Raw genomic sequence first — 17,107 nt, 5'->3', positions numbered from 1 at the left:
AAACGCAACAGGTTTGCTTTAAGCAAAGCTAGGCCCTACGGTCACTTAAAGCAAACCATTAGCTTTTACCGGGAGCAGCTTCATGTCCGCCGATGCACTCACGCCGCCGGAGGCAGCCCGCTGGGCCGCCCGCGCCGGGCTGTCCCTGGACGAGACCCGCCACGCCGGGGTGGCGGCCACCGCCCAGCACATCCATGCCGTCGTCTCGGTCCTGCGGGAACTGGACTTCGGCGACACCCCGCCCGCCTCCGCCTTCGAGGCGGGCCGCCGAACCGGAGAGGAGAGGCACGATGCAGCCGTCTGAGCTGTCCCTCGTCGCCGCGTCCGACGCGATACGGCAGCGGCGACTGTCGCCCGTCGAGCTGGTCGACTCCGTCCTCGATCGCGTCGAGCAGGTCGAGCCGGCGCTGGGTGCCTACGTCACGGTGGCGGCGGAGCAGGCGCGCCGGTCGGCAGTCGCGGCCGAGCGTGAGGCGGCGGCCGGCCGTTTCCGGGGCGCGCTGCACGGGATCCCCATGGGCCTGAAGGACCTGATCGATGTCGCGGGCCTGCCGACGACGGCCAGCTCCCGGGTCCGGGCCGGCCACCGAGCCGACTCCGACAGCACGGTGGCCGCACGCCTGGCGGCTGCCGGCGCGGTCCTGGTCGGCAAGACCCATACGCACGAGTTCGCCTACGGGCTGACCACCCCGCAGACACGCAACGCCCGGGACCGGGGTCGGGTCGCCGGCGGCTCCAGCGGCGGGTCGGCCGTCGCCGTGGCGGCCGGGACCGCGACCTTCGCCCTGGGTACCGACACCGGCGGGTCGATCCGGGTGCCCGCCGCGCTGAACGGGGTCGTCGGCCTGAAGCCGACGTACGGCCTGGTCCCCCGCCACGGCGTGACGTCGCTGTCCTGGTCGCTGGACCACGTCGGCCCTCTCACGCGCACGGTGGCGGACGCGGCCGTGGTCCTGTCCGTCCTGGCCGGACACGACCCGCGTGACCCCGCCTCACTGCCCCTCCCGTCCGGGAACCACGGGCACGGTGCCGGCGGACCGGGAGCGCCGAGCCCGGACCTGACCGGGGTGCGCGTCGGAGTACCCCGCAACTACTACTTCGACCATGTCGACCCACAGGTCGAAACCGCGGTCCGGCGGGCCGTCGACCGACTCAAGGAGCTCGGCGCACGGCTCGTCGAGGTCGACATCCCGATGACGCGCTACATCCGGGCGACGCAGTGGGGCCTGATGGTCCCCGAGGCCACCGCCTACCACGAGCGGACGCTGCGTGCGATGCCCGACCTGTACGGGGCGGACGTACGCATCCTCCTCGAAGCCGGCGAGCTGATGCCCGCCGGGGACTATCTGCGCGCCCAGCGCGCCCGGACCCTGATGCGGCAGGAGTGGGCACGGCTGCTGGACGGGGTCGACGTGATCGCCGCCCCGACTGTCCCGGCGACCGCGGTGCCGGCCGGCCAGGAGACGCTCACCTGGTCCGACGGGACGGTGGAGAGCGTCTCCGACGCCTACGTACGCCTCTCGGCCCCCGCCAACATCACCGGCGTACCCGCACTGTCCGTACCCGTCGGCCACGACCGCGCCGGGATGCCGATCGGCATGCAACTCCTCGGCCGCGCTCTCGGGGAAGCCATGCTCCTGCGGGTCGGTCACGCGTACGAGCTGAGCGGCCCCGCCCGCGAGCCCCAGGCCACAGGTCACAGACCACAGGAGGGCACTAAAGCCAAGAATTCGCCTTAGTGGATACAATCCCTGCATGGCTCGCAGACAGATGGTGCGCCCGGGCGGGCGCAGCGCCCGGGTTCAGGCGTCGGTCCACACCGCGGTACGCGAACTCGCCGCGGAGGTGGGGCGGGACGCCCTGACCGTGCCGCTGGTCGCCCAGCGCGCGGGCGTGACACCGTCGACGATCTACCGCCGCTGGGGCGATCTGCAGGAACTCCTGTCGGACGTCGCCGTCGAGCGGCTGCGCCCCGAGACGGCGCCGGAGGAGCACGGTGACCTGCTCTCCGACCTGACGGCCTGGGCCGAGCAGTTCCTGGACGAGATGGCCTCCCCCGCGGGCCGCGCCTACATCCGCGACGCCCTGCTCGGCGACCCGGACGGCAGCAATGCCGGTCAGTGCTCGGCCTACGCGGCCGAGCAGATCGCCGTCATCCTGGGCCGCGCGGTCGAGCGCGGGGAAGCTGCTCCCGACGTCGAGACGGTCATCGACCGCGTCGTCGCGCCCCTGATGTACCGCATCCTCTTCCGCCCGGACGGGCTCGACGCCGCCTACGCCCGTCACCTGGTGGCGAGTTCCGACAGCGCAGGGGCGTGAAGTCCGGCTGCCAACGAGTGAATCCACCCGTGCGGTGAGCGGCAGCCGCCGTGACGGCGGGAAGGCCGTCCCTGTCAGCGACAAGCGAGGGTCAGGGAGCGTCCCGATGCCGAAGTACCTCATCCAGGCGACCTACACGCCCGAGGGCACCAAGGGGCTGCTCAAGGAGGGCGCGAGCGGCCGCCGAGCCGCTGTCGAGCAGGTGGTCGCCGGACTCGGCGGCACGGTCGAAGCCATGTACTTCGCCTTCGGTGAGCACGACTTCGTGTGCATCATCGACTTCCCCGATCCCGTCTCCATGGCCGCTGTCAGCCTCACCGTCAAGGCCAGTGGCGCCCTTCACACCCAGGCCACTCCCCTGCTGACCCTCGAAGAGATCGACGAGGCGACGCGGCGGGAGGTCGCCTTCCGGGCACCCGGCAAGTAGGCCGCGGAGCGGTTGAAAGCTCGCCTGTGTACTCTCCCGTGCTTCGGGTAGGCCCCCACACTGATGGAGCCCAGGCCTGAGTCGACGGAGAGAGAAGTCTTCATGGGCCGCGAACCGGATCCCGAGAGCGCCCCCGACCTCGTCGGACAGCAGCTCGTCGACGCCGTGGAGAACCTGGTGTCGCTCTGGTTCTCGGCCGTGGAGGAGGTCAGTCCGCGGCTGCCGCCGCGCCACATACGCGCCTTGAGGGCCGTACGCCGTCAACCGGCGCTCAATGTCACCGGACTGGCCGAGCATCTGCGGGTCGGGCTTCCCACCGCCAGTCGGCTCTGCGACCGGCTCGAGAACGCCGGGCTGCTCCGGCGATGCGTGGAGCCCGGCGACCGGCGTGAGGTGCGTCTGGAGGTGACTGCCCAGGGGCGCACGCTCCTGGGGGACGTCACCGAGCGGTTGTCGCTGCGGCTGGCCACCGCCTTCGACGGTGTTCCTGCCGCCCGGCGCGCGCCGCTCGAACAGGCACTGCGCGCCTTCCATGAGGGCGGACTCCCCGGCAACCCGGAACCGGGACCGGCACCCGGTGCGCACGCCGGGCCCGAGCGCTGAGCGCGTCGCTCAGGACTCCGCCGCCTGCTGCCGTCGCGCGTCGCCGTGCACGTGGCAGAGCAACAGGCATACGTCGTCGTCGTGTTCGGAGTCGTGCAGCAGCGGGTGCAGGAGCCGGTCGGCCGATGCATCCAGTTCATCTTCGAGTTCGGCCGGGCGGAAGTCGCCCAGTACCTCGGTGAGTCGCTGGATGCCGGGGTCGATCCCGTGGGCGCGGCGTTCCACCAGCCCGTCGGTGTACAGCGCCAGAGTCGATCCGGGCGGGAGCGGCACGGTGTGGTCGCGGATCTCCTGTTTCAGCGGGATGCCGAGCATCGCGCCGGGCTTGGCGTCGAGCGTGTGCACCTGACCGTCGGGGGTACGCAGCACGGGTGGCGGATGGCCGGCGGCGGCCCAGGTGAGTGTGGGGTCGTCCGGGTGGAAGCGCGCGATCACCGCGGTGGCGTACAGGTCGAGGCGCAGGCGATGCAGGAACAGGTGCAGTCGTGTCAGGAGTTCGCCGGGGCTGCTGCCGTCGACGGCGTAGGCGCGCAGGGCGGTGCGCAGCTGGCTCATCATCACCGCGGCGTGCAGCCCGTGGCCGGTGACGTCCCCGATGACGGTGATGAGGCTGCCGTCGGGCTGGCGGAAGGCGTCGTACCAGTCACCGCCGATGTTCAGGCCCCGGGTGGCCGGGAGGTAGCGCGCGGCCAGGGTCAGGCCTTCTGTGGTGGGCAGGTCGGTGAGCAGGGCTCGTTGCAGGGTCTCGGCGATGTCGCGGTTGTGCTCGAAGCGCCTGGCGTTCTCCAGGGCGATGCTCGCCCGCCGGGTCAGCTCGATGAGCATGACGGCGTCGTCGGCGTCCCAGCGCTCGTCGGGCGCCGACAGGGTGAGGACGCCCTGCGAGGTCCGGCGCGAGAGCAGAGGGATGCACAGGAGGGGGCTGCCGGGGCCGAGAGCCGAGGGCGGCTGGTCGTCGACGCCGGGCAGGCCTCCGGGGTGGTCGGCGGCGTACTGCGGGCGCCCGCGGCGGGCCGCGAGGACGGCGGCGGCCGGATGGGGGCCGCTGCGCAGCGCCTCGTCCACGCCGTCGAACAGCCAGACGTCGACGGTGCGCGCATATCTCGGCACCAGCAGCGCGGGCAGCAGCCGCACGATGGCCTCGGGGTTGAGGGAGGCCGTCAGGGCGGCGCTGGCATCCGCCAGGAAGGTCAGCCGGCCACGGGCCTTCTCCGCCTCCTTGCGGGCCTTCTGCTCGGCGTCGAACAGTTCGCGCTGGGCGCGGCCGGCGGCGTCCAGGTCGGCGTGCAACGCCAGCACGCCCTGGTTGGTCTGGTGGAGTTCCTCGCGGTGGACGGCGACCAGCGCTTCCTGCTCGTCGAGCCGCTCCAGCAGCAGGGCCGCGTCCTCGTCAGCGCCGAACAGGGCCTCGGCCAGCAGTGCCGGGTCGTCGGCCACGTGCTCGCCGACGGAGACGTCCGCGTCCTCGGCGCAGGGGACGCAAGCGCGCCACGGGGGCTGCCGGTCCCCGGGGCGTCGCTTCGCCGGGGCCACCTCGACGCTGAACTCGCCTCGGCCGGGTGACAGGGTCGCTGCCACGCCGACCTGCCAGTCACCGCCCTTGGTGAGGCACTGCCGTAGCTGTGCGGTGAGTGCGGCGACCAGGCGGGTGCGCTCGACCGGCGGCACTGCGCACGCGGCGGCCAGCCGAGCCGTGCCGATGCGGGCCTGCGCGGCGTCGGTGATGCTGCGGACGTACCAGGTGCGGGTCATGACGAGCGGTCCGGGGGGCAGGGGCTCAGCGCGACGACGGCGGTGTCGTCACGTACCGGCCGGGCGGCGCTGCTGGCGTCCCGCACGATCGAGGCGGCGATCACGGCGGGGTCGAGGGGCGTCGGGGTGTGGACGGCCGGGCCGGGGCTCCAGCGGCTCGGCAGACCGTCACTGTGCAGGACCAGGAGGCAGTCGTCGGTCCAGGTCTCCTGGTGTGCGGGCAGTTGTGCGGGGAAGTGGGCGCCGACGATGCCGGGGCGCGAGACCAGCCCGTGCCAGCTGTCGCCGCGGCGCAGCCGGGCCCCCACGTTGCCCACTCCGGCGAAGGACAGCCGTCCGGCGGTGACGTCGAGCTGGGCGACGGCCACGGCCGCACCCCTGGTGTCGCGCAGGGCGCCGTGCAGGCGCCGCAGCAGGTCGGCCGGTGGTAGGTGGGGCGCGGCTCGCACCGCCTCCACCGCGGCGGAGGACGCATCGGCCGCCAAGGGGCCGTGGCCGAGGCCGTCGGCCAGCATCAGTGTCACGTGGTCCGATGTCCGCACGGACGTCCAGGCGTCGCCGGAGAACTCCGCAGCCGCGAGGGGGACGTTGACTCCCCCGGCCCGCACCGGCAGCGCGCCGGTGTGCGGGCCGTCGGGGTCCCGGTTCGGGCGGGGACCGATCCTGGCCATGACGATCGTTCCCCGACCGGGTGTGCTGTGCAGGCCGAAGTCGTCAGCCGTGCGCCGACAGGTGCCGAGACCGGCACCGAGGGAGGCGGCGGTCGAGTAGCCGTCGCGCAACGCCGCGTCGCTGTCGCGCATGCCGGGCCCGTGGTCGACGGCCATGATCTGCACCATGGAGATCCTCTCGTCGCCGTAGGCCGGAACGGACGGACCCACGAGGTCGAGCAGTATCTGCCCGCCACCGGCGTGCTTCAGCAGATTGGTGGCGAGTTCGGTGGCCACGAGCTCGGCGGCGACGACCCGCTCCTCGGCGAGCCCGGCACGGCGGGCCGCGGCCCCGGCCGCCATGCGGACGCCGCGTACGCGGGTCGAGTCGTGCACCGGCACCTCCCAGACGCGCGGCATCAGGGCGCCTCGCGCGGACGGGGCGGCTTGGAGATCCAGGACGTCACCGTCACGGTGGTGCCGCTGCCACGGCTGCTGTCGATGGAGAACTCGTGGACCAGGCGCCGGGATCCGCCCAGCCCCATCCCGAGCCCCCCACCGGATGTGTAGCCGTCGCCGAGGGCCTGGTCCAGGTCGGCGATGCCGGGGCCCTCGTCGCTGAAGACGAGACGCAGGCCCTGTATCGCGCCGTTGGTCACCTTCGTGCACTCCATCTGTCCCCCGCCGCCGTGCACGAGGGCGTTGCGCGCCAGCTCACTGGCCGCCGTGACGAGTTTGGTCTGCTCGACCAGGCCGAACCCGAGTTGGGCGGTCATCTGCCGCACATGCTGCCGCACCCGCACCAGGTCGAGGTCCGAGTGGATCGGCAGGCAGGCGGAGACGCTGCCGGTGCTATGGGTCACAGGCACTCCCGGCGTGGGCGCCCGCCGCGGGGCAGGGCCGACACCTCGGCCCCGAGCAGGCGCATGGCCTCCTCGGTGTTGAGGGCGGTGCGCAGCCCCGGCAGGGTCAGGCCGAGTTCCACCAGCGTGATGGCCACTGCCGGGCGCATCCCCGCAACCACGGTCTGAGCGGCCAGCAGCTTGGTCATGGCCGCGACGTCACTGAGCACGCGGCCCATGAAGGAGTCGACGATCTCGACCCCGGACAGGTCGATGACCACACCGTTGACCGCGCTGTCCGAGACCGTCTCGCCGATGTCCTGGCGGAGCTGCTCAGCCGTGCTGTCGTACAGGTCGCCCTGGAGGGTGACCAGAAGGACCCCGCCCAGCCTCAGAACGGGCACATGGCCTTCGTACGGGAAGGTGGACACGCCCGTCACCGGGGCTCCGCGGCCGATGCGGGGCTCGCCACGATGTGGGCGCCCTGCTGCTGCAGGGCGTAGGCCAGGGCATCGGCGAGGCTGGCGCGGGTGAGCACATCGCTCAGGTCGATGCCGAGGTGGACGATGGTCTGCGCGATGGCCGGCCGGATCCCGGAGACTATGCACTCCGCTCCCATGAGTCGCGCCGCCGCCACGGTCTTCATCAGATGCTGCGCCACCAGGGAGTCCACGGTGGGCACCCCGGTGATGTCCAGGATGGCGATGCGGGCGTGCTGCTCGACGACGGCGTCCAGGAGCGTCTCCATCACCACCTGGCTGCGGGCGCTGTCGAGCGTGCCGATCAGCGGTACGGCGACGATACCTTCCCACAACTTGATCACGGGGGTGGCGATTTCGAGCAGTTCCAGCCGCTGGCGGTTGATGAGTTCCTGCCCCGCGACCGTCGTCGTCTCCTGCATCACCAGGCGCAGGGTGCCCATCAGCACGGTCAGGGCCGTGGTGCACTCCCGCACGTGCTCGGCGGGTGCGTCGGAGAGCTCGTCGAGCAGGAGGTCGGTGACGGGCCGCCGCAGTGCGTCCATCTCGGCCGCGATCTGCCCGAGGGTGGCGCCGGCCCGCGCCCGGGAGTGCGCCGTGCGCGCCAACTGCTCGCGGACGACGGTGAACCCGTCCGCCTCCGAGTCCTCCACACGCCCCGACGCGGCCACCGCGGCGAGCGCCTCCACAACGGCCCGGCCGGCTTCCACCGCCTCGTCCCGGGAGACGGTGAACACGGTGCGGAACAGCGCCGCGTCGGCCCAGCGCTGGGCGATCTGCTCCCGGCGTCGCCGCAGGAAGTCCCCGACCTCCTCAGCCGGATCGGTCTGATCTTTTGCCGATTGCTGCTCCGGCACGTACTTCCCTCCTCATATGGTGTGCGCCGCCCCGATCTCACGGGGAGCGCCGGACTGTACGGTCACGATGCCTGCCGTGGCCCGAACCAGTCCAGGCAGACCACGAGCGCATCGTCGTCGGGCACGGGTGTGCCGCGGTGACCGGCCAGTTCCCTCAGGACGGCACGGGGAACCTCGGCCGCGGGCAGCAGGCTGGTAGACACGATGGCCCGGGCGAGCGCACGCTCCCCGTACTGCTCACCACCACCGGGTGCGGCGACGGCGTACACCCCGTCGCTGACGAAGACGAGTCGGTCCCCGGGCTCGATCTCGACGACCTGCTGGACGACGTAGTCCGTCTCCTCGAACATGCCGAGGGGCAGCTGCTCATCGAACTCGACGGCGGTGACGGTACGGCCGCGCAGACGCAGCATCTGCGGGGAGCCGGCGTCGATGACCTGTAGCCGGCCCGTGCGCAGGTCGAGGTCGAGCAGGAGCACGGACAGGTGGGCGTCTCCGCGGTACTGGGCGTAGACGGCCTGGTCGGCGAGTGCGGCCTGGTCCGCGATGGACAGGCCGGCACGGCGTGCGTTGCGCAGCGCGTTGATGCCCAGGTTGGTCAGGAGGGCGGCCTCGATGCCCTCGCCCATGCCGTTGGTGATGTAGAGCATCAGGCGGTCGGCGTCGGCGGACCAGTCGAAGTTGTCTCCGAAGATCGCGTAGGCGGGTTCCAGTTGGGCGCCGACCGCGTACTCGGGGCGGGTGCAGGAGCGGCCCGGCAGGAGTTGCCACTGCATCTCCGCCGCCAGGGTGAGCCGGTCGGTGCGACGCGCCCGGACGTACAGATCGGTGTCCCGGTCGGCCACGATCACTTCGTGCCCCAGCACCTTCGCCACCTCGGCCAGTTCGTCCAGGCACTCCTCGGCCTGGGCTGCGGAGGGCATCGTAACGGCAAGGACGCCCAGCCGGTCGCCCCGCACAGTCACCGGCAGGTGCAGGCGCACCTCGCCGTCGCTCAGCCTCTCGACGAAGGGTTCCTGGGACCCGAAGGCCCGTCCGGAGGGCGTGCCGTACGCGGGCACGGACTCGGGCGGGCTCGGAGCCGTGTGGACGGCCTGGAGCGTGGCGAGGCCGTAGTCGGCCATGTAGAGCTGGACGGTCTTCGCCGCGTAGTCGTTGCACAGTACTTCGCGGACCGCGTCCACCAGTTGGTGCGGGGCCGCGGAGCGAAGTGCCCGCTCGGCTGCCACGAATCTGTTCACGATGTTGGATACGCCATTCTTGTCACAGTGACGGCGCTGGAACCGCGCTGCCGCGGACGCCGCCCGTCGGTCCTTCTTGTCCGTATCTAGTGTTCTGCACGTATTGTCCGAACCGGTGGGCTGACAGTGCCCGTGAAGCCTGAAAGAGTGGCAGCGTGACTTCCTCCTACTCGCAACCGCGGCCGGACGAGGTGGCGCGTGTGACCTCGGAGGCCGCCGAGTTGCTGGAGGTCTTGTGGGGCCGGGCCTCGACCGCGCCGGTGTCCGCCTCCCAGATTCGCGTGCTGTTCATCCTGGAGCACAGCGACGGCATCAACCTGCGCATGCTCGCCGAGGCCCTCGGCTCCACGCCGCCGTCGACCAGCCGGCTGTGCGACCGGTTGCAGGCGGTCGGCTTCGTCGAGCGGGCCCCCAGCGCCTCCAGCCGCCGCGAGCTGCGGCTCCACCTGAGCCGTCGCGGACGGACCTTTCTGACCGAGCTGCGCGCGCGACGCGAGGCCGCGCTGCAGTCCGTGCTGGAGCAGATGCCCGCCACCAAGCGGACCGCGCTGCTGGAGGGCCTGGAGGCGTTCTGCGCCGCGGCGTCCGCGGAGATCCACGAAGGCGACGAAGCCTCCGACGCCAGAAGCGCCTGAATCCCGCCGACGCCCCGGTGCGGTGCCGGGACAGGGCCGGGTACGCGCCGCAGCCCGGCGACGCGGGCCGTCGTCATTGCTGACCGGCACGTTCCACACCCCCTCCCACGCTTGACTCGCTCACTCTGTTGCCTCATGACCATAGTTGTCAAACGGCAACTGTTGGGCATACGAGTGCGGTTTGCAATCGATGAACTGCCTCTTCGGGCAGCGGTCTTCAGTCCGAAGCAGCCATCACTCCGAAGCGGTCATCACTCCGCCGTCGCGGCCGGAGGCTCGGGATTCGGCCCCGAGTCCGCGGTGGCGAGCGCCTCCTCGACACTCCCCACGATCGGGACGGTGATGCTGACACCGGTGAGATCCATGATCCGCCGGACGGCGGGCGTAGGGGAGATCACATACACGCCCCCGGGGATCTCCCGTACCTCTTGGTACGCCCGCAACACGATGTTCATGCCGGACGAGTCCATGAAGGGGACGCCGGCGATGTCGAGGAGGAAGTTTCGTCGGCCATGGTGCAGCTGGTTGGCGAGATGGTGCTGCAACTCGGTGGCTGTATCCATGTCCAGGTCGCCCTCGACCGTGAGCAGCACGGCATCCTCCCGGGGCACTTCCACCTTGATCGACAAGGGATTCTGGGCAACGGACACAAGTACCTCCCACAGGCGTTGGCGATCGCGACGGGTGCCCCGACGGACGGATTCAATGCCTCGTGGAGCGAAGAATTCCCGGCAACCGGCCTACCACGCCTCTCGCGGGCCCGTCGCAGGCGGTTTCGGGCATGACGCTCCTGTGCTGCATGCGTGTTGACCGTCCGTCGATGCGTTCGGCCGCCTACCCCCGAATCTCCCCAGCACACAGGGCACGTGCGAGCGAGCGGTACGCCGTCACGCTTCCGAGTGCCACTCCTGACTGCTTTTGCGTGCAAGGGCTGGGCGGGCGGTTTGGCGGGCGGTCGACGGGTCACGCGATTAAAGAGACATCACACGGTGTGGAGGAGGGAAGGGAACTCGGGCCTCCTCGCCATCTGTCAGGGAGCGTAAGGATGAGTGAGCAGTACCGGACCGGTGTCACCAGGAGTTCAGCGAGCGCAGGCCGTGTGCGCCGGGGGCCGCGGAGTCCGGCGGAGGCGCGCGGCGCCGTTCGGCGGGTCCTGTCCGAACAGTCGCACGCCCGCGGCGCCGCCTGCGAGCCGGACACCCTCTCGGACGCGCTGCTGGTGGCGTCGGAGCTGACGACCAACGCGATGCTGCATGGTGGCGGCGTCACCGGCTTCGACGTCGAGGTCGTCGGCGAGAACCTCTATCTGTCCGTCAGCGACCACGAGCGCAGCCGACCGGTCACCCTCGACCCGGTCGACCGCCACGGCCGCCACCGCTGCGGAGGCCGCGGCTGGCCGATCGTCTGCAGGCTGTCCCACACGGTCCTGGTCTCCGACCTCCCGACGGGCGGCAAGCGCGTCACCGCGGTGCTGCCCCTGCCGACGGGGTGCCGGGAGCGGGTCGACAGGGTCTGACGGGGTCTGACGGGGTGGGGCGGCTTGCCAGCTCGATCGGGTGGGGCGCGGGGAGTGGGCCGAGGCGGGGAGGCTGCGGCTGCCGACGGGGCTGGTCGGGGGCGAGGCGGGGAGGCTGCGGTCGCCGACGGGGCTGGTCGGGGGCGAGGCGGGGAGGCTGCGGTCGCCGACGCTGGCTGAGGGCGTCGCGGACTGGGCTGTGGGCGGACGGGACGGACCGGTGGGGGTCAGCGCGATGAGGCCGGTAGGGCCGACGAGACGGCCATGTGGGTCAGTGCGATGGGGCGCGGTGGGCCGACGGGACAGACCAGTGGGTCAGCGCAATGGGGCGCGGTAAGCCGACGCGACGGAACTGACTGGTGGGCCGGCGTAAAGAGGCTGGCAGGCCGACGGGACAGGGCCAGTGGCCAGCGTCATGGGCCAGCGGGCCAGCCGGAGAGGCCAGTGGTCAGCACGGAGGCGCCGGCGGGCCAGGGAGCAGACAACATGGCCCGACTCGGGCGGGTCGGCCACCGAACGGTCCCACGCGGGCGGGTCCGCTACCCACCTGTTCGGATGGGGCACGGACGATGGACCGCCCCGGAAAGGCTGCCGCTACCGACGGGGATTTGGCCGAGCCCCGACGCGGACAGGTCGGCGGGCCGACGGAACAGACCGGTGGGCCAGCGTGAAGAGAACGGGGCACCAGGCCGACAGGCCGAGGGCCGACAGGCCGAGGGCCGACAGGCCGAGGGCCGACAGGCCGAGGGCCGACAGGCCGAGGGCCGACAGCCACTTGGCTGCGGCCCACGTTTGCTGATGCAACTCAGGCGAACCGGCCGACGCCCAGGTGGGTGTCGGCCGGCGACCTCAAGGCAACACGGTGCTCAGGTCAGGCGACCCCCGGCTCCAGCAGCCCCGCGCGCAGTTGCTTGATGATGCGGCTGATGAGGCGGGAGACGTGCATCTGGGAGACGCCGATCTGTTCGGCGATCTGCGCCTGGGTGAGCTCCTCGACGAAGCGCAGATGGATGATCCGGCGCTCCCGCTCGTCCAGCCCGGCGATCAGGGGTGCCAACGAGTGGAAGTCCTCGACGAGTTCCAGCGAGGGATCCTCCTCGCCGAGCAGGTCGGCCAGAACGGACTCGCCGTTCTCGGCGTCGGAGGTGACGGCCGCGTCGAGGGAGGCGGACTGGTAGCAGTTGGAGGCCTTGCGGGCCTCGATCACCTCTTCCTCGGAGAGGGACATCAGCTCCGAGAGTTCGCGGGTGGTCGGCATGCGGCCCAGCCGGGAACCAAGTTCCTCGGTTGCCTTCGCCAACTCCGCACGCGCCTCCTGCAACCGGCGCGGCACATGAACCGCCCAGCTCGTGTCCCGGAAGAACCGCTTGATCTCGCCGACGATGTACGGGACGGCGAACGTCGTGAACTCAACCTCCCGAGCGACCTCGAAGCGGTCGATGGCCTTGATCAGCCCAATGGTCCCGACCTGGACCACGTCCTCCAACGAGTCCCCACGCGTGCGGAACCGCGAAGCCGCGTACCGCACGAGCGAGAGGTTCATCTCGATCAGCGTGTTACGTACGTACTGGTATTCGTGCGTGCCTTCTTCCAGCATGACCAGTCGGTCGAAGAACTGACGCGACAACTGACGTGCGTCCTGAGGGCTCACCCTCGTCGGATCCTCGATCAGCGGCAGCGCCGCCCCCTGCGTCGTCACCGTCTCCTGTGCCGTGGCCGTTGCCTGCGCCACCGTCACGGCTGCCATGCTGCCCTCCCGATCGCCGGATCCTGTTGTCGTTTCCCCGCGTGCCCGAGTTCGCGCGTCTCACTCCTCTTCTGTCGAACAGATCGCGGCACGAAGGTGAGTTCTGGCGCGAACTCGCCCTACAGAACGGTCGAACCGGCCACGCCGTCCGCGGACGTACCGACGCGGCGCCGGCACTCCGTCGCCCGTCGGCGTCGGTATCGGACGGCCCTTCTACGTCCGCTCGTTTGCGTGGGGAGTTGCGGGGCATGCGGATTTTCGTGCTTCGGACCAGAGGCGCCACGGTGCGACAGGTATGACCGCTCCAGGGCCTTAGTGCCCTGTGCACCGTTTCCCACGGAGATTCCCTGAGAACGTCGTTCAGGAGCTGTTCCTCATGCTGGTTGAAACGTCCGCACATGGTTCCGACATCCCTACCCGTCCCCGCGTGTCAGGCGGACGCGTCCACGACGACGCCCCCGACACCGCGGCCGGCTTCACCCGGCTGGCCGCTCTGCCCGAAGGGCCCGAGCGTGACGCCGTACGCGACGAACTGGCCCGGGCCTGGCTGCCCATGGCCCACCGCATCGCCGGCCGCTTCCGCAACCGGGGTGAGTCGCTGGAGGATCTGCGCCAGGTCGCGGCCCTCGGGCTGGTCAAGGCGATAGACCGGTTCGAACCGGGACGAGGAGCCTTCGAGAGCTACGCGGTGCCCACCATCACGGGCGAGATCAAGCGCCACTTCCGCGACCGGATGTGGGCCCTCAGGGTTCCCCGTCGCGTCCAGGAGCTGCGCAACAAGGTACGGATCGCGCGCCGCGACCTCGTCGCGACCTCGGGCGGCTCCACCCCCTCGGTCGCCGAGATCGCCGCCCACGCGGGAATGACGGAGGAGGAGGTCAAGGCAGGGCTGGAGGCGTTGGACAGCTTCAGCACCCTGTCCCTCGACGCCGAGATGTCCTCCAGCGACGACGGCTTCAGCCTCGCCGACACGATCGGCAGCAACGAGGAGGCGTACGACGTCGTCATAGACCGGGAGGCGGTGAAGGAGGGGCTGCGGCGGCTTCCCGAGCGCGAGCGCGCCATCCTGTACATGCGGTTCTTCGAGGACATGACGCAGGGCCGTATCGCCGAGCAGCTGGGGATCTCCCAGATGCATGTCTCCCGCCTCATCAGCCGGTGCTGCGCACAGGTGCGGGAAGAGGCTCTCGACCGGGGGAACCGGTCCTGACGCCGACTTGGCAGCAGCCCCCCCCTCCCCCGGCGGCGCGCACCACGATCACTTCATCCAGGAGCGGATACCCATGCTGATGCCCCATCCGGCGATGCTGCGCAGGCTCGTCGAGGAGTACGAGGCGCTCGTGGCCCACGACAGCGACCTCGAGGCCGGGACCGGTCGGCGTGACCTGCGCGCGCAGGACCTGGCCTACACGCTGTGCGTGTCGACCGGCACCCGCGAGGTGGGACAGGCCCTGGAGACGGCCCGCCGCATGCTTGACGCCGCGCACGACCCCGTCGCGGCGCAGGTGAAGCGACGCGTGATCACGGCAGGCCTGGACGAGCCTACGAGGGCGCACGGGCCGGCGGTGGTCGGCTGAGATGCACCAGCGGGACACGGCCCGGAGCGGCAACGGAGAGGAAAGCGATGTGAGCATCGACAGAATCTGGTCGTACCGTCCCGGGAGCGGTCACCAGGAGGGGCGGACGCTCACGGGGTTCAAGGTCGAGGCGACGGACGGTGTCGTCGGCCATGTGGACCGCCAGGCCGACGACACTCCCCTGCGACACCTGATCGTCGACACGGGCGTATGGGTCTTCGGCAGGAGTCTGCTGATCCCCGCAGGGATGATCACCGGCATCGACATGGCGGCCCGCCTGGTCACCGTGGGGTGTACCCGCGAGGAGGCCAAGGGGGCTCCCCGCTTCAGCACGGACCGCGAGACGCTCGATCCCGAGTACCTGTCCGCTGTCGGTGCGTACTACGCGACTTTGCGCCATGATTCGGGCGAGCCCGGGTAGCAGAGCGGCAGGACACGGTCGGACGACGAGGAGCGGAGACTACGACGTGCGAGGAATGGTGAAGTGACGGGAGCCGCAGTCTTCTTGGTGCGCGCCTGTGATGCTCAGGGAGTGACGAGCATTCCGCAGGCAGCGTACGAGCAGCCGTGAAGCCGATGGAACGCCGTCCGGCCGGGGACGTCGGGACCGCGCCTGCCAGGCCGGTCCCGATCACCAGCGCGGCGGCGGCGCGGAGCTATGTGCGGTCGGTCGTGACGGAGGGATGGCGCGCAGCGTCCGACCCGGCGAGTGAGCGGACCGTCACGGATCTCCTGCTGGTGGTGTCGGAACTGGTCACCAACGCGATCCGGCACGGCGGCGGCCTCGCGGGGTTCGAGGTGGCCCTGCTGTCCGATGCCGTGAGCCTCAGTGTGCACGACTACAGCGACGCAGTGCCCTCCGCGGCTTACGGGCCCGGCACGCTGCCGCTCGTACACGAGGGCAGCGGATACGGGTGGCCGCTGATCATCCGCCTGACCCGCGAGATCAGCATCGAGCGCCGCCGGGAAGGCGGCAAGACGGTCAGCGTGCTGGTGCCCCTGACGTGAGGGGCCGCGGTGAGAGTGCGCCCGCCGACGCGGGCGCCTCACCAGGGCAGGAACGCGTGCACGTCCTTGCCGTCGTCCCGCACCACCACGCTCACCTGGTCGCACAGCGTGTGGATCAGGTACCAGCCGATACCGCCGCCGGTGCCGTTGCCGGGGTGGAACGGACGCGGCTCCGGTGGCGTGGTGCTCGTGTCACTGAACGTCACATGCACACCGTCGAACGTCCTGCGCATCACCAGCCGCAGCGGCCCCGGCGCATACTGGATCGCATTGGCCGCCAGCTCGCTGACGACCAACAGGATGTCGTCCCGGTACTCGGGCGTCGCCGGCGGGGCCGACCTCGCGAGCGTGGTCAGGAACTCCTCCGCGCTGAGGCGGGCTCTCGTCACATCACCAAATCCCCCGTCAAGCCTGACCTCCCAGTCCTGGATCTCTTCGGACGACGGTTTTTTCCCGCCCCCACGCGATTCGGTCGCCATCACACCTTCTTCGGCCCGCTGTCGTCGGCCGCGTGACTTCGTCGTGCATCTTTCTCACCGCTGCTGGTTCCCAGGCTGAGCGCGGCTACGCGTACGGAACGGTAGGAGCCTGCGGGACATCGCGGAAGAGGGAGGCCACGGGGCCTGCTGCGCCGGCTCCGGATGCGGCGCATCCCGACTTGATAGGCAAGCGGGGACTTGCCTATGCTGGGGTTGTGGCCGACGACCTTTTCAAAGCCTTGGCCGACCCCACCCGCCGCACGATTCTCGACGAGCTCACGGAGAAGTCCGGGCAGACACTGTTCGAGATCTGCGCGCGGCTGAGCATGAAGCATCAGCTCGGCATCTCGCGGCAGGGGGTCTCCCAGCACCTGGCCGTGCTGGAGGCCGCCGGGCTCGTCGAGACAAGGCGGGAGGGCCGCTACAAGTTCCACGACCTGAACACGGCCCCGCTGCGGCAGATCACCGAGCGATGGCTCGTGCCCGACCCACCCGGACCCGAGGAGAGCACCCCATGAAGATTCACCTGACCAGCGTTTTCGTCGACGACCAGGCCAAGGCCGAGCACTTCTACACCGAGGTCCTGGGCTTCGTGAAGAAGCACGACGTCCCGGTGGGTGAGAAGGACCGCTGGCTGACCGTCGTCTCACCCGACGAGCCCGGCGGCACCGAGCTCCTCCTGGAGCCCGCCGGCCACCCGGCCGTGAAGACGTATCGCGACGCCCTCGTCCAGGACGGCATTCCCCTCGCCCAGTTCGCCGTGGACGACGTCCACGCGGAGTACGACCGGCTGAGCAACCTCGGCGTCCGCTTCACCCAGGAGCCCGTGGACATGGGCCCGGTCACCACCGCGGTCCTCGACGACACCTGCGGCAACCTGATCCAGATCGCCACGGAGCCGCAGTAGGCAGCCGGCCCTGGCCTAAACACGTCCCAACGCGTCGTACAACTCCGGCTGTTAGCTTCTGACTGACG

At 70.6% G+C, this 17,107-nt stretch carries 22 protein-coding genes; 13 read left to right on the top strand and 9 right to left on the bottom strand.

Annotated features, from left to right (window positions below; all coding sequences use genetic code 11):
- Positions 1–82 precede the first annotated feature (82 nt).
- From ACZ7M7_RS31715 to ACZ7M7_RS31695, 5 genes are all read left to right on the top strand, one after another.
- The gene (locus ACZ7M7_RS31715) at positions 83–304 is read left to right on the top strand and encodes a hypothetical protein (protein ID WP_472122770.1); all 222 of its coding nucleotides are present in this window, start codon (positions 83–85) and stop codon (positions 302–304) included.
- On the top strand, positions 291–1,739 hold the full coding sequence (locus ACZ7M7_RS31710) for an amidase (protein ID WP_472122767.1): 1,449 nt from the start codon (positions 291–293) through the stop codon (positions 1,737–1,739). The genes ACZ7M7_RS31715 and ACZ7M7_RS31710 overlap by 14 nt, the downstream gene beginning before the upstream one ends.
- A 16-nt stretch (positions 1,740–1,755) precedes the next feature.
- Complete coding sequence (locus ACZ7M7_RS31705; RefSeq protein WP_383605828.1) at positions 1,756–2,319, top strand: TetR/AcrR family transcriptional regulator; 564 nt, start codon at positions 1,756–1,758, stop codon at positions 2,317–2,319.
- Between the two features lie 106 nt (positions 2,320–2,425).
- A complete protein-coding gene (locus ACZ7M7_RS31700) occupies positions 2,426–2,746 on the top strand; it encodes a GYD domain-containing protein (RefSeq protein WP_451176363.1) in 321 nt (106 codons plus the stop codon).
- Between the two features lie 102 nt (positions 2,747–2,848).
- Positions 2,849–3,349: a MarR family winged helix-turn-helix transcriptional regulator gene (locus tag ACZ7M7_RS31695; RefSeq protein WP_472122763.1), complete on the top strand. Its 501-nt coding sequence runs from the start codon at positions 2,849–2,851 to the stop codon at positions 3,347–3,349.
- Between the two features lie 9 nt (positions 3,350–3,358).
- On the opposite strand, the gene ACZ7M7_RS31690 is transcribed toward ACZ7M7_RS31695, so the two are convergent.
- The 6 genes from ACZ7M7_RS31690 to ACZ7M7_RS31665 form a co-directional block, all read right to left on the bottom strand.
- On the bottom strand, positions 3,359–5,101 hold the full coding sequence (locus ACZ7M7_RS31690; protein WP_472122760.1) for a PP2C family protein-serine/threonine phosphatase: 1,743 nt from the start codon (positions 5,099–5,101) through the stop codon (positions 3,359–3,361).
- Positions 5,098–6,171 carry a SpoIIE family protein phosphatase gene (locus ACZ7M7_RS31685; RefSeq protein WP_472122757.1) on the bottom strand — a complete coding sequence of 358 codons (1,074 nt, stop codon included), beginning with the start codon at positions 6,169–6,171 and terminating at the stop codon, positions 5,098–5,100. The genes ACZ7M7_RS31690 and ACZ7M7_RS31685 overlap by 4 nt, the downstream gene beginning before the upstream one ends.
- On the bottom strand, positions 6,171–6,614 hold the full coding sequence (locus ACZ7M7_RS31680) for an anti-sigma regulatory factor (protein ID WP_472122755.1): 444 nt from the start codon (positions 6,612–6,614) through the stop codon (positions 6,171–6,173). The genes ACZ7M7_RS31685 and ACZ7M7_RS31680 overlap by 1 nt, the downstream gene beginning before the upstream one ends.
- The gene (locus tag ACZ7M7_RS31675) at positions 6,611–7,033 is read right to left on the bottom strand and encodes an STAS domain-containing protein (RefSeq protein WP_472122752.1); all 423 of its coding nucleotides are present in this window, start codon (positions 7,031–7,033) and stop codon (positions 6,611–6,613) included. The genes ACZ7M7_RS31680 and ACZ7M7_RS31675 overlap by 4 nt, the downstream gene beginning before the upstream one ends.
- Positions 7,030–7,929, bottom strand: a complete 900-nt coding sequence (locus ACZ7M7_RS31670) for an STAS domain-containing protein (protein ID WP_472122749.1) — start codon at positions 7,927–7,929, stop codon at positions 7,030–7,032. The genes ACZ7M7_RS31675 and ACZ7M7_RS31670 overlap by 4 nt, the downstream gene beginning before the upstream one ends.
- A gap of 62 nt (positions 7,930–7,991) precedes the next feature.
- The gene (locus tag ACZ7M7_RS31665; protein WP_383605853.1) at positions 7,992–9,170 is read right to left on the bottom strand and encodes a PP2C family protein-serine/threonine phosphatase; all 1,179 of its coding nucleotides are present in this window, start codon (positions 9,168–9,170) and stop codon (positions 7,992–7,994) included.
- 155 nt (positions 9,171–9,325) lie between these two features.
- Here ACZ7M7_RS31665 and ACZ7M7_RS31660 point away from each other — a divergent pair, with 155 nt between their 5' ends.
- The gene (locus ACZ7M7_RS31660; RefSeq protein ID WP_383605856.1) at positions 9,326–9,805 is read left to right on the top strand and encodes a MarR family winged helix-turn-helix transcriptional regulator; all 480 of its coding nucleotides are present in this window, start codon (positions 9,326–9,328) and stop codon (positions 9,803–9,805) included.
- A gap of 251 nt (positions 9,806–10,056) precedes the next feature.
- Here the strand turns inward: ACZ7M7_RS31660 and ACZ7M7_RS31655 are convergent, their stop codons facing one another.
- Positions 10,057–10,455, bottom strand: a complete 399-nt coding sequence (locus tag ACZ7M7_RS31655; protein ID WP_383605859.1) for an STAS domain-containing protein — start codon at positions 10,453–10,455, stop codon at positions 10,057–10,059.
- Between the two features lie 395 nt (positions 10,456–10,850).
- Between ACZ7M7_RS31655 and ACZ7M7_RS31650 the strand changes: the two genes are divergently transcribed.
- On the top strand, positions 10,851–11,321 hold the full coding sequence (locus ACZ7M7_RS31650; RefSeq protein ID WP_472122745.1) for an ATP-binding protein: 471 nt from the start codon (positions 10,851–10,853) through the stop codon (positions 11,319–11,321).
- Between the two features lie 871 nt (positions 11,322–12,192).
- On the opposite strand, the gene ACZ7M7_RS31645 is transcribed toward ACZ7M7_RS31650, so the two are convergent.
- Positions 12,193–13,068: an RNA polymerase sigma factor SigF gene (locus ACZ7M7_RS31645; protein WP_383605865.1), complete on the bottom strand. Its 876-nt coding sequence runs from the start codon at positions 13,066–13,068 to the stop codon at positions 12,193–12,195.
- 376 nt (positions 13,069–13,444) lie between these two features.
- Here ACZ7M7_RS31645 and ACZ7M7_RS31640 point away from each other — a divergent pair, with 376 nt between their 5' ends.
- The 4 genes from ACZ7M7_RS31640 to ACZ7M7_RS31625 all read left to right on the top strand — a co-directional run bounded on the left by ACZ7M7_RS31640 (position 13,445) and on the right by ACZ7M7_RS31625 (position 15,653).
- Positions 13,445–14,278 carry a SigB/SigF/SigG family RNA polymerase sigma factor gene (locus ACZ7M7_RS31640; protein ID WP_383625422.1) on the top strand — a complete coding sequence of 278 codons (834 nt, stop codon included), beginning with the start codon at positions 13,445–13,447 and terminating at the stop codon, positions 14,276–14,278.
- A 73-nt stretch (positions 14,279–14,351) separates the two neighbouring features.
- Positions 14,352–14,645, top strand: coding sequence for a DUF5133 domain-containing protein (locus ACZ7M7_RS31635; protein ID WP_472122741.1), 294 nt, complete (start codon positions 14,352–14,354; stop codon positions 14,643–14,645).
- A gap of 49 nt (positions 14,646–14,694) precedes the next feature.
- On the top strand, positions 14,695–15,066 hold the full coding sequence (locus ACZ7M7_RS31630; protein ID WP_472122738.1) for a PRC-barrel domain containing protein: 372 nt from the start codon (positions 14,695–14,697) through the stop codon (positions 15,064–15,066).
- 155 nt (positions 15,067–15,221) lie between these two features.
- A complete protein-coding gene (locus tag ACZ7M7_RS31625) occupies positions 15,222–15,653 on the top strand; it encodes an ATP-binding protein (RefSeq protein WP_472122735.1) in 432 nt (143 codons plus the stop codon).
- Between the two features lie 38 nt (positions 15,654–15,691).
- On the opposite strand, the gene ACZ7M7_RS31620 is transcribed toward ACZ7M7_RS31625, so the two are convergent.
- Positions 15,692–16,132 carry an ATP-binding protein gene (locus ACZ7M7_RS31620; RefSeq protein WP_383605879.1) on the bottom strand — a complete coding sequence of 147 codons (441 nt, stop codon included), beginning with the start codon at positions 16,130–16,132 and terminating at the stop codon, positions 15,692–15,694.
- 215 nt (positions 16,133–16,347) lie between these two features.
- On the opposite strand from ACZ7M7_RS31620, the gene ACZ7M7_RS31615 reads away from it, so the two are divergent.
- A complete protein-coding gene (locus ACZ7M7_RS31615; protein ID WP_472122732.1) occupies positions 16,348–16,650 on the top strand; it encodes an ArsR/SmtB family transcription factor in 303 nt (100 codons plus the stop codon).
- Positions 16,647–17,039, top strand: coding sequence for a VOC family protein (locus ACZ7M7_RS31610; RefSeq protein WP_383605882.1), 393 nt, complete (start codon positions 16,647–16,649; stop codon positions 17,037–17,039). Before ACZ7M7_RS31615 ends, ACZ7M7_RS31610 begins: the two co-directional genes overlap by 4 nt.
- Positions 17,040–17,107 lie beyond the last annotated feature (68 nt).

The organism is Streptomyces sp. NPDC111606 (assembly GCF_055656945.1).
The sequence above is the reverse complement of the archived record's forward strand: the minus strand, read 5'-3'. Positions and strand labels throughout refer to the sequence as shown.

Coding starts and splice junctions, on each gene's coding strand:
- ACZ7M7_RS31715 (WP_472122770.1), top strand. CDS start 83: ATGTCCGCCGATGCACTCACGCCGCCGGAGGCAGCCCGCTGGGCCGCC.
- ACZ7M7_RS31710 (WP_472122767.1), top strand. CDS start 291: ATGCAGCCGTCTGAGCTGTCCCTCGTCGCCGCGTCCGACGCGATACGG.
- ACZ7M7_RS31705 (WP_383605828.1), top strand. CDS start 1,756: ATGGCTCGCAGACAGATGGTGCGCCCGGGCGGGCGCAGCGCCCGGGTT.
- ACZ7M7_RS31700 (WP_451176363.1), top strand. CDS start 2,426: ATGCCGAAGTACCTCATCCAGGCGACCTACACGCCCGAGGGCACCAAG.
- ACZ7M7_RS31695 (WP_472122763.1), top strand. CDS start 2,849: ATGGGCCGCGAACCGGATCCCGAGAGCGCCCCCGACCTCGTCGGACAG.
- ACZ7M7_RS31690 (WP_472122760.1), bottom strand. CDS start 5,101: ATGACCCGCACCTGGTACGTCCGCAGCATCACCGACGCCGCGCAGGCC.
- ACZ7M7_RS31685 (WP_472122757.1), bottom strand. CDS start 6,171: ATGCCGCGCGTCTGGGAGGTGCCGGTGCACGACTCGACCCGCGTACGC.
- ACZ7M7_RS31650 (WP_472122745.1), top strand. CDS start 10,851: ATGAGTGAGCAGTACCGGACCGGTGTCACCAGGAGTTCAGCGAGCGCA.
- ACZ7M7_RS31645 (WP_383605865.1), bottom strand. CDS start 13,068: ATGGCAGCCGTGACGGTGGCGCAGGCAACGGCCACGGCACAGGAGACG.
- ACZ7M7_RS31640 (WP_383625422.1), top strand. CDS start 13,445: ATGCTGGTTGAAACGTCCGCACATGGTTCCGACATCCCTACCCGTCCC.
- ACZ7M7_RS31635 (WP_472122741.1), top strand. CDS start 14,352: ATGCTGATGCCCCATCCGGCGATGCTGCGCAGGCTCGTCGAGGAGTAC.
- ACZ7M7_RS31625 (WP_472122735.1), top strand. CDS start 15,222: ATGGAACGCCGTCCGGCCGGGGACGTCGGGACCGCGCCTGCCAGGCCG.
- ACZ7M7_RS31620 (WP_383605879.1), bottom strand. CDS start 16,132: ATGGCGACCGAATCGCGTGGGGGCGGGAAAAAACCGTCGTCCGAAGAG.
- ACZ7M7_RS31610 (WP_383605882.1), top strand. CDS start 16,647: ATGAAGATTCACCTGACCAGCGTTTTCGTCGACGACCAGGCCAAGGCC.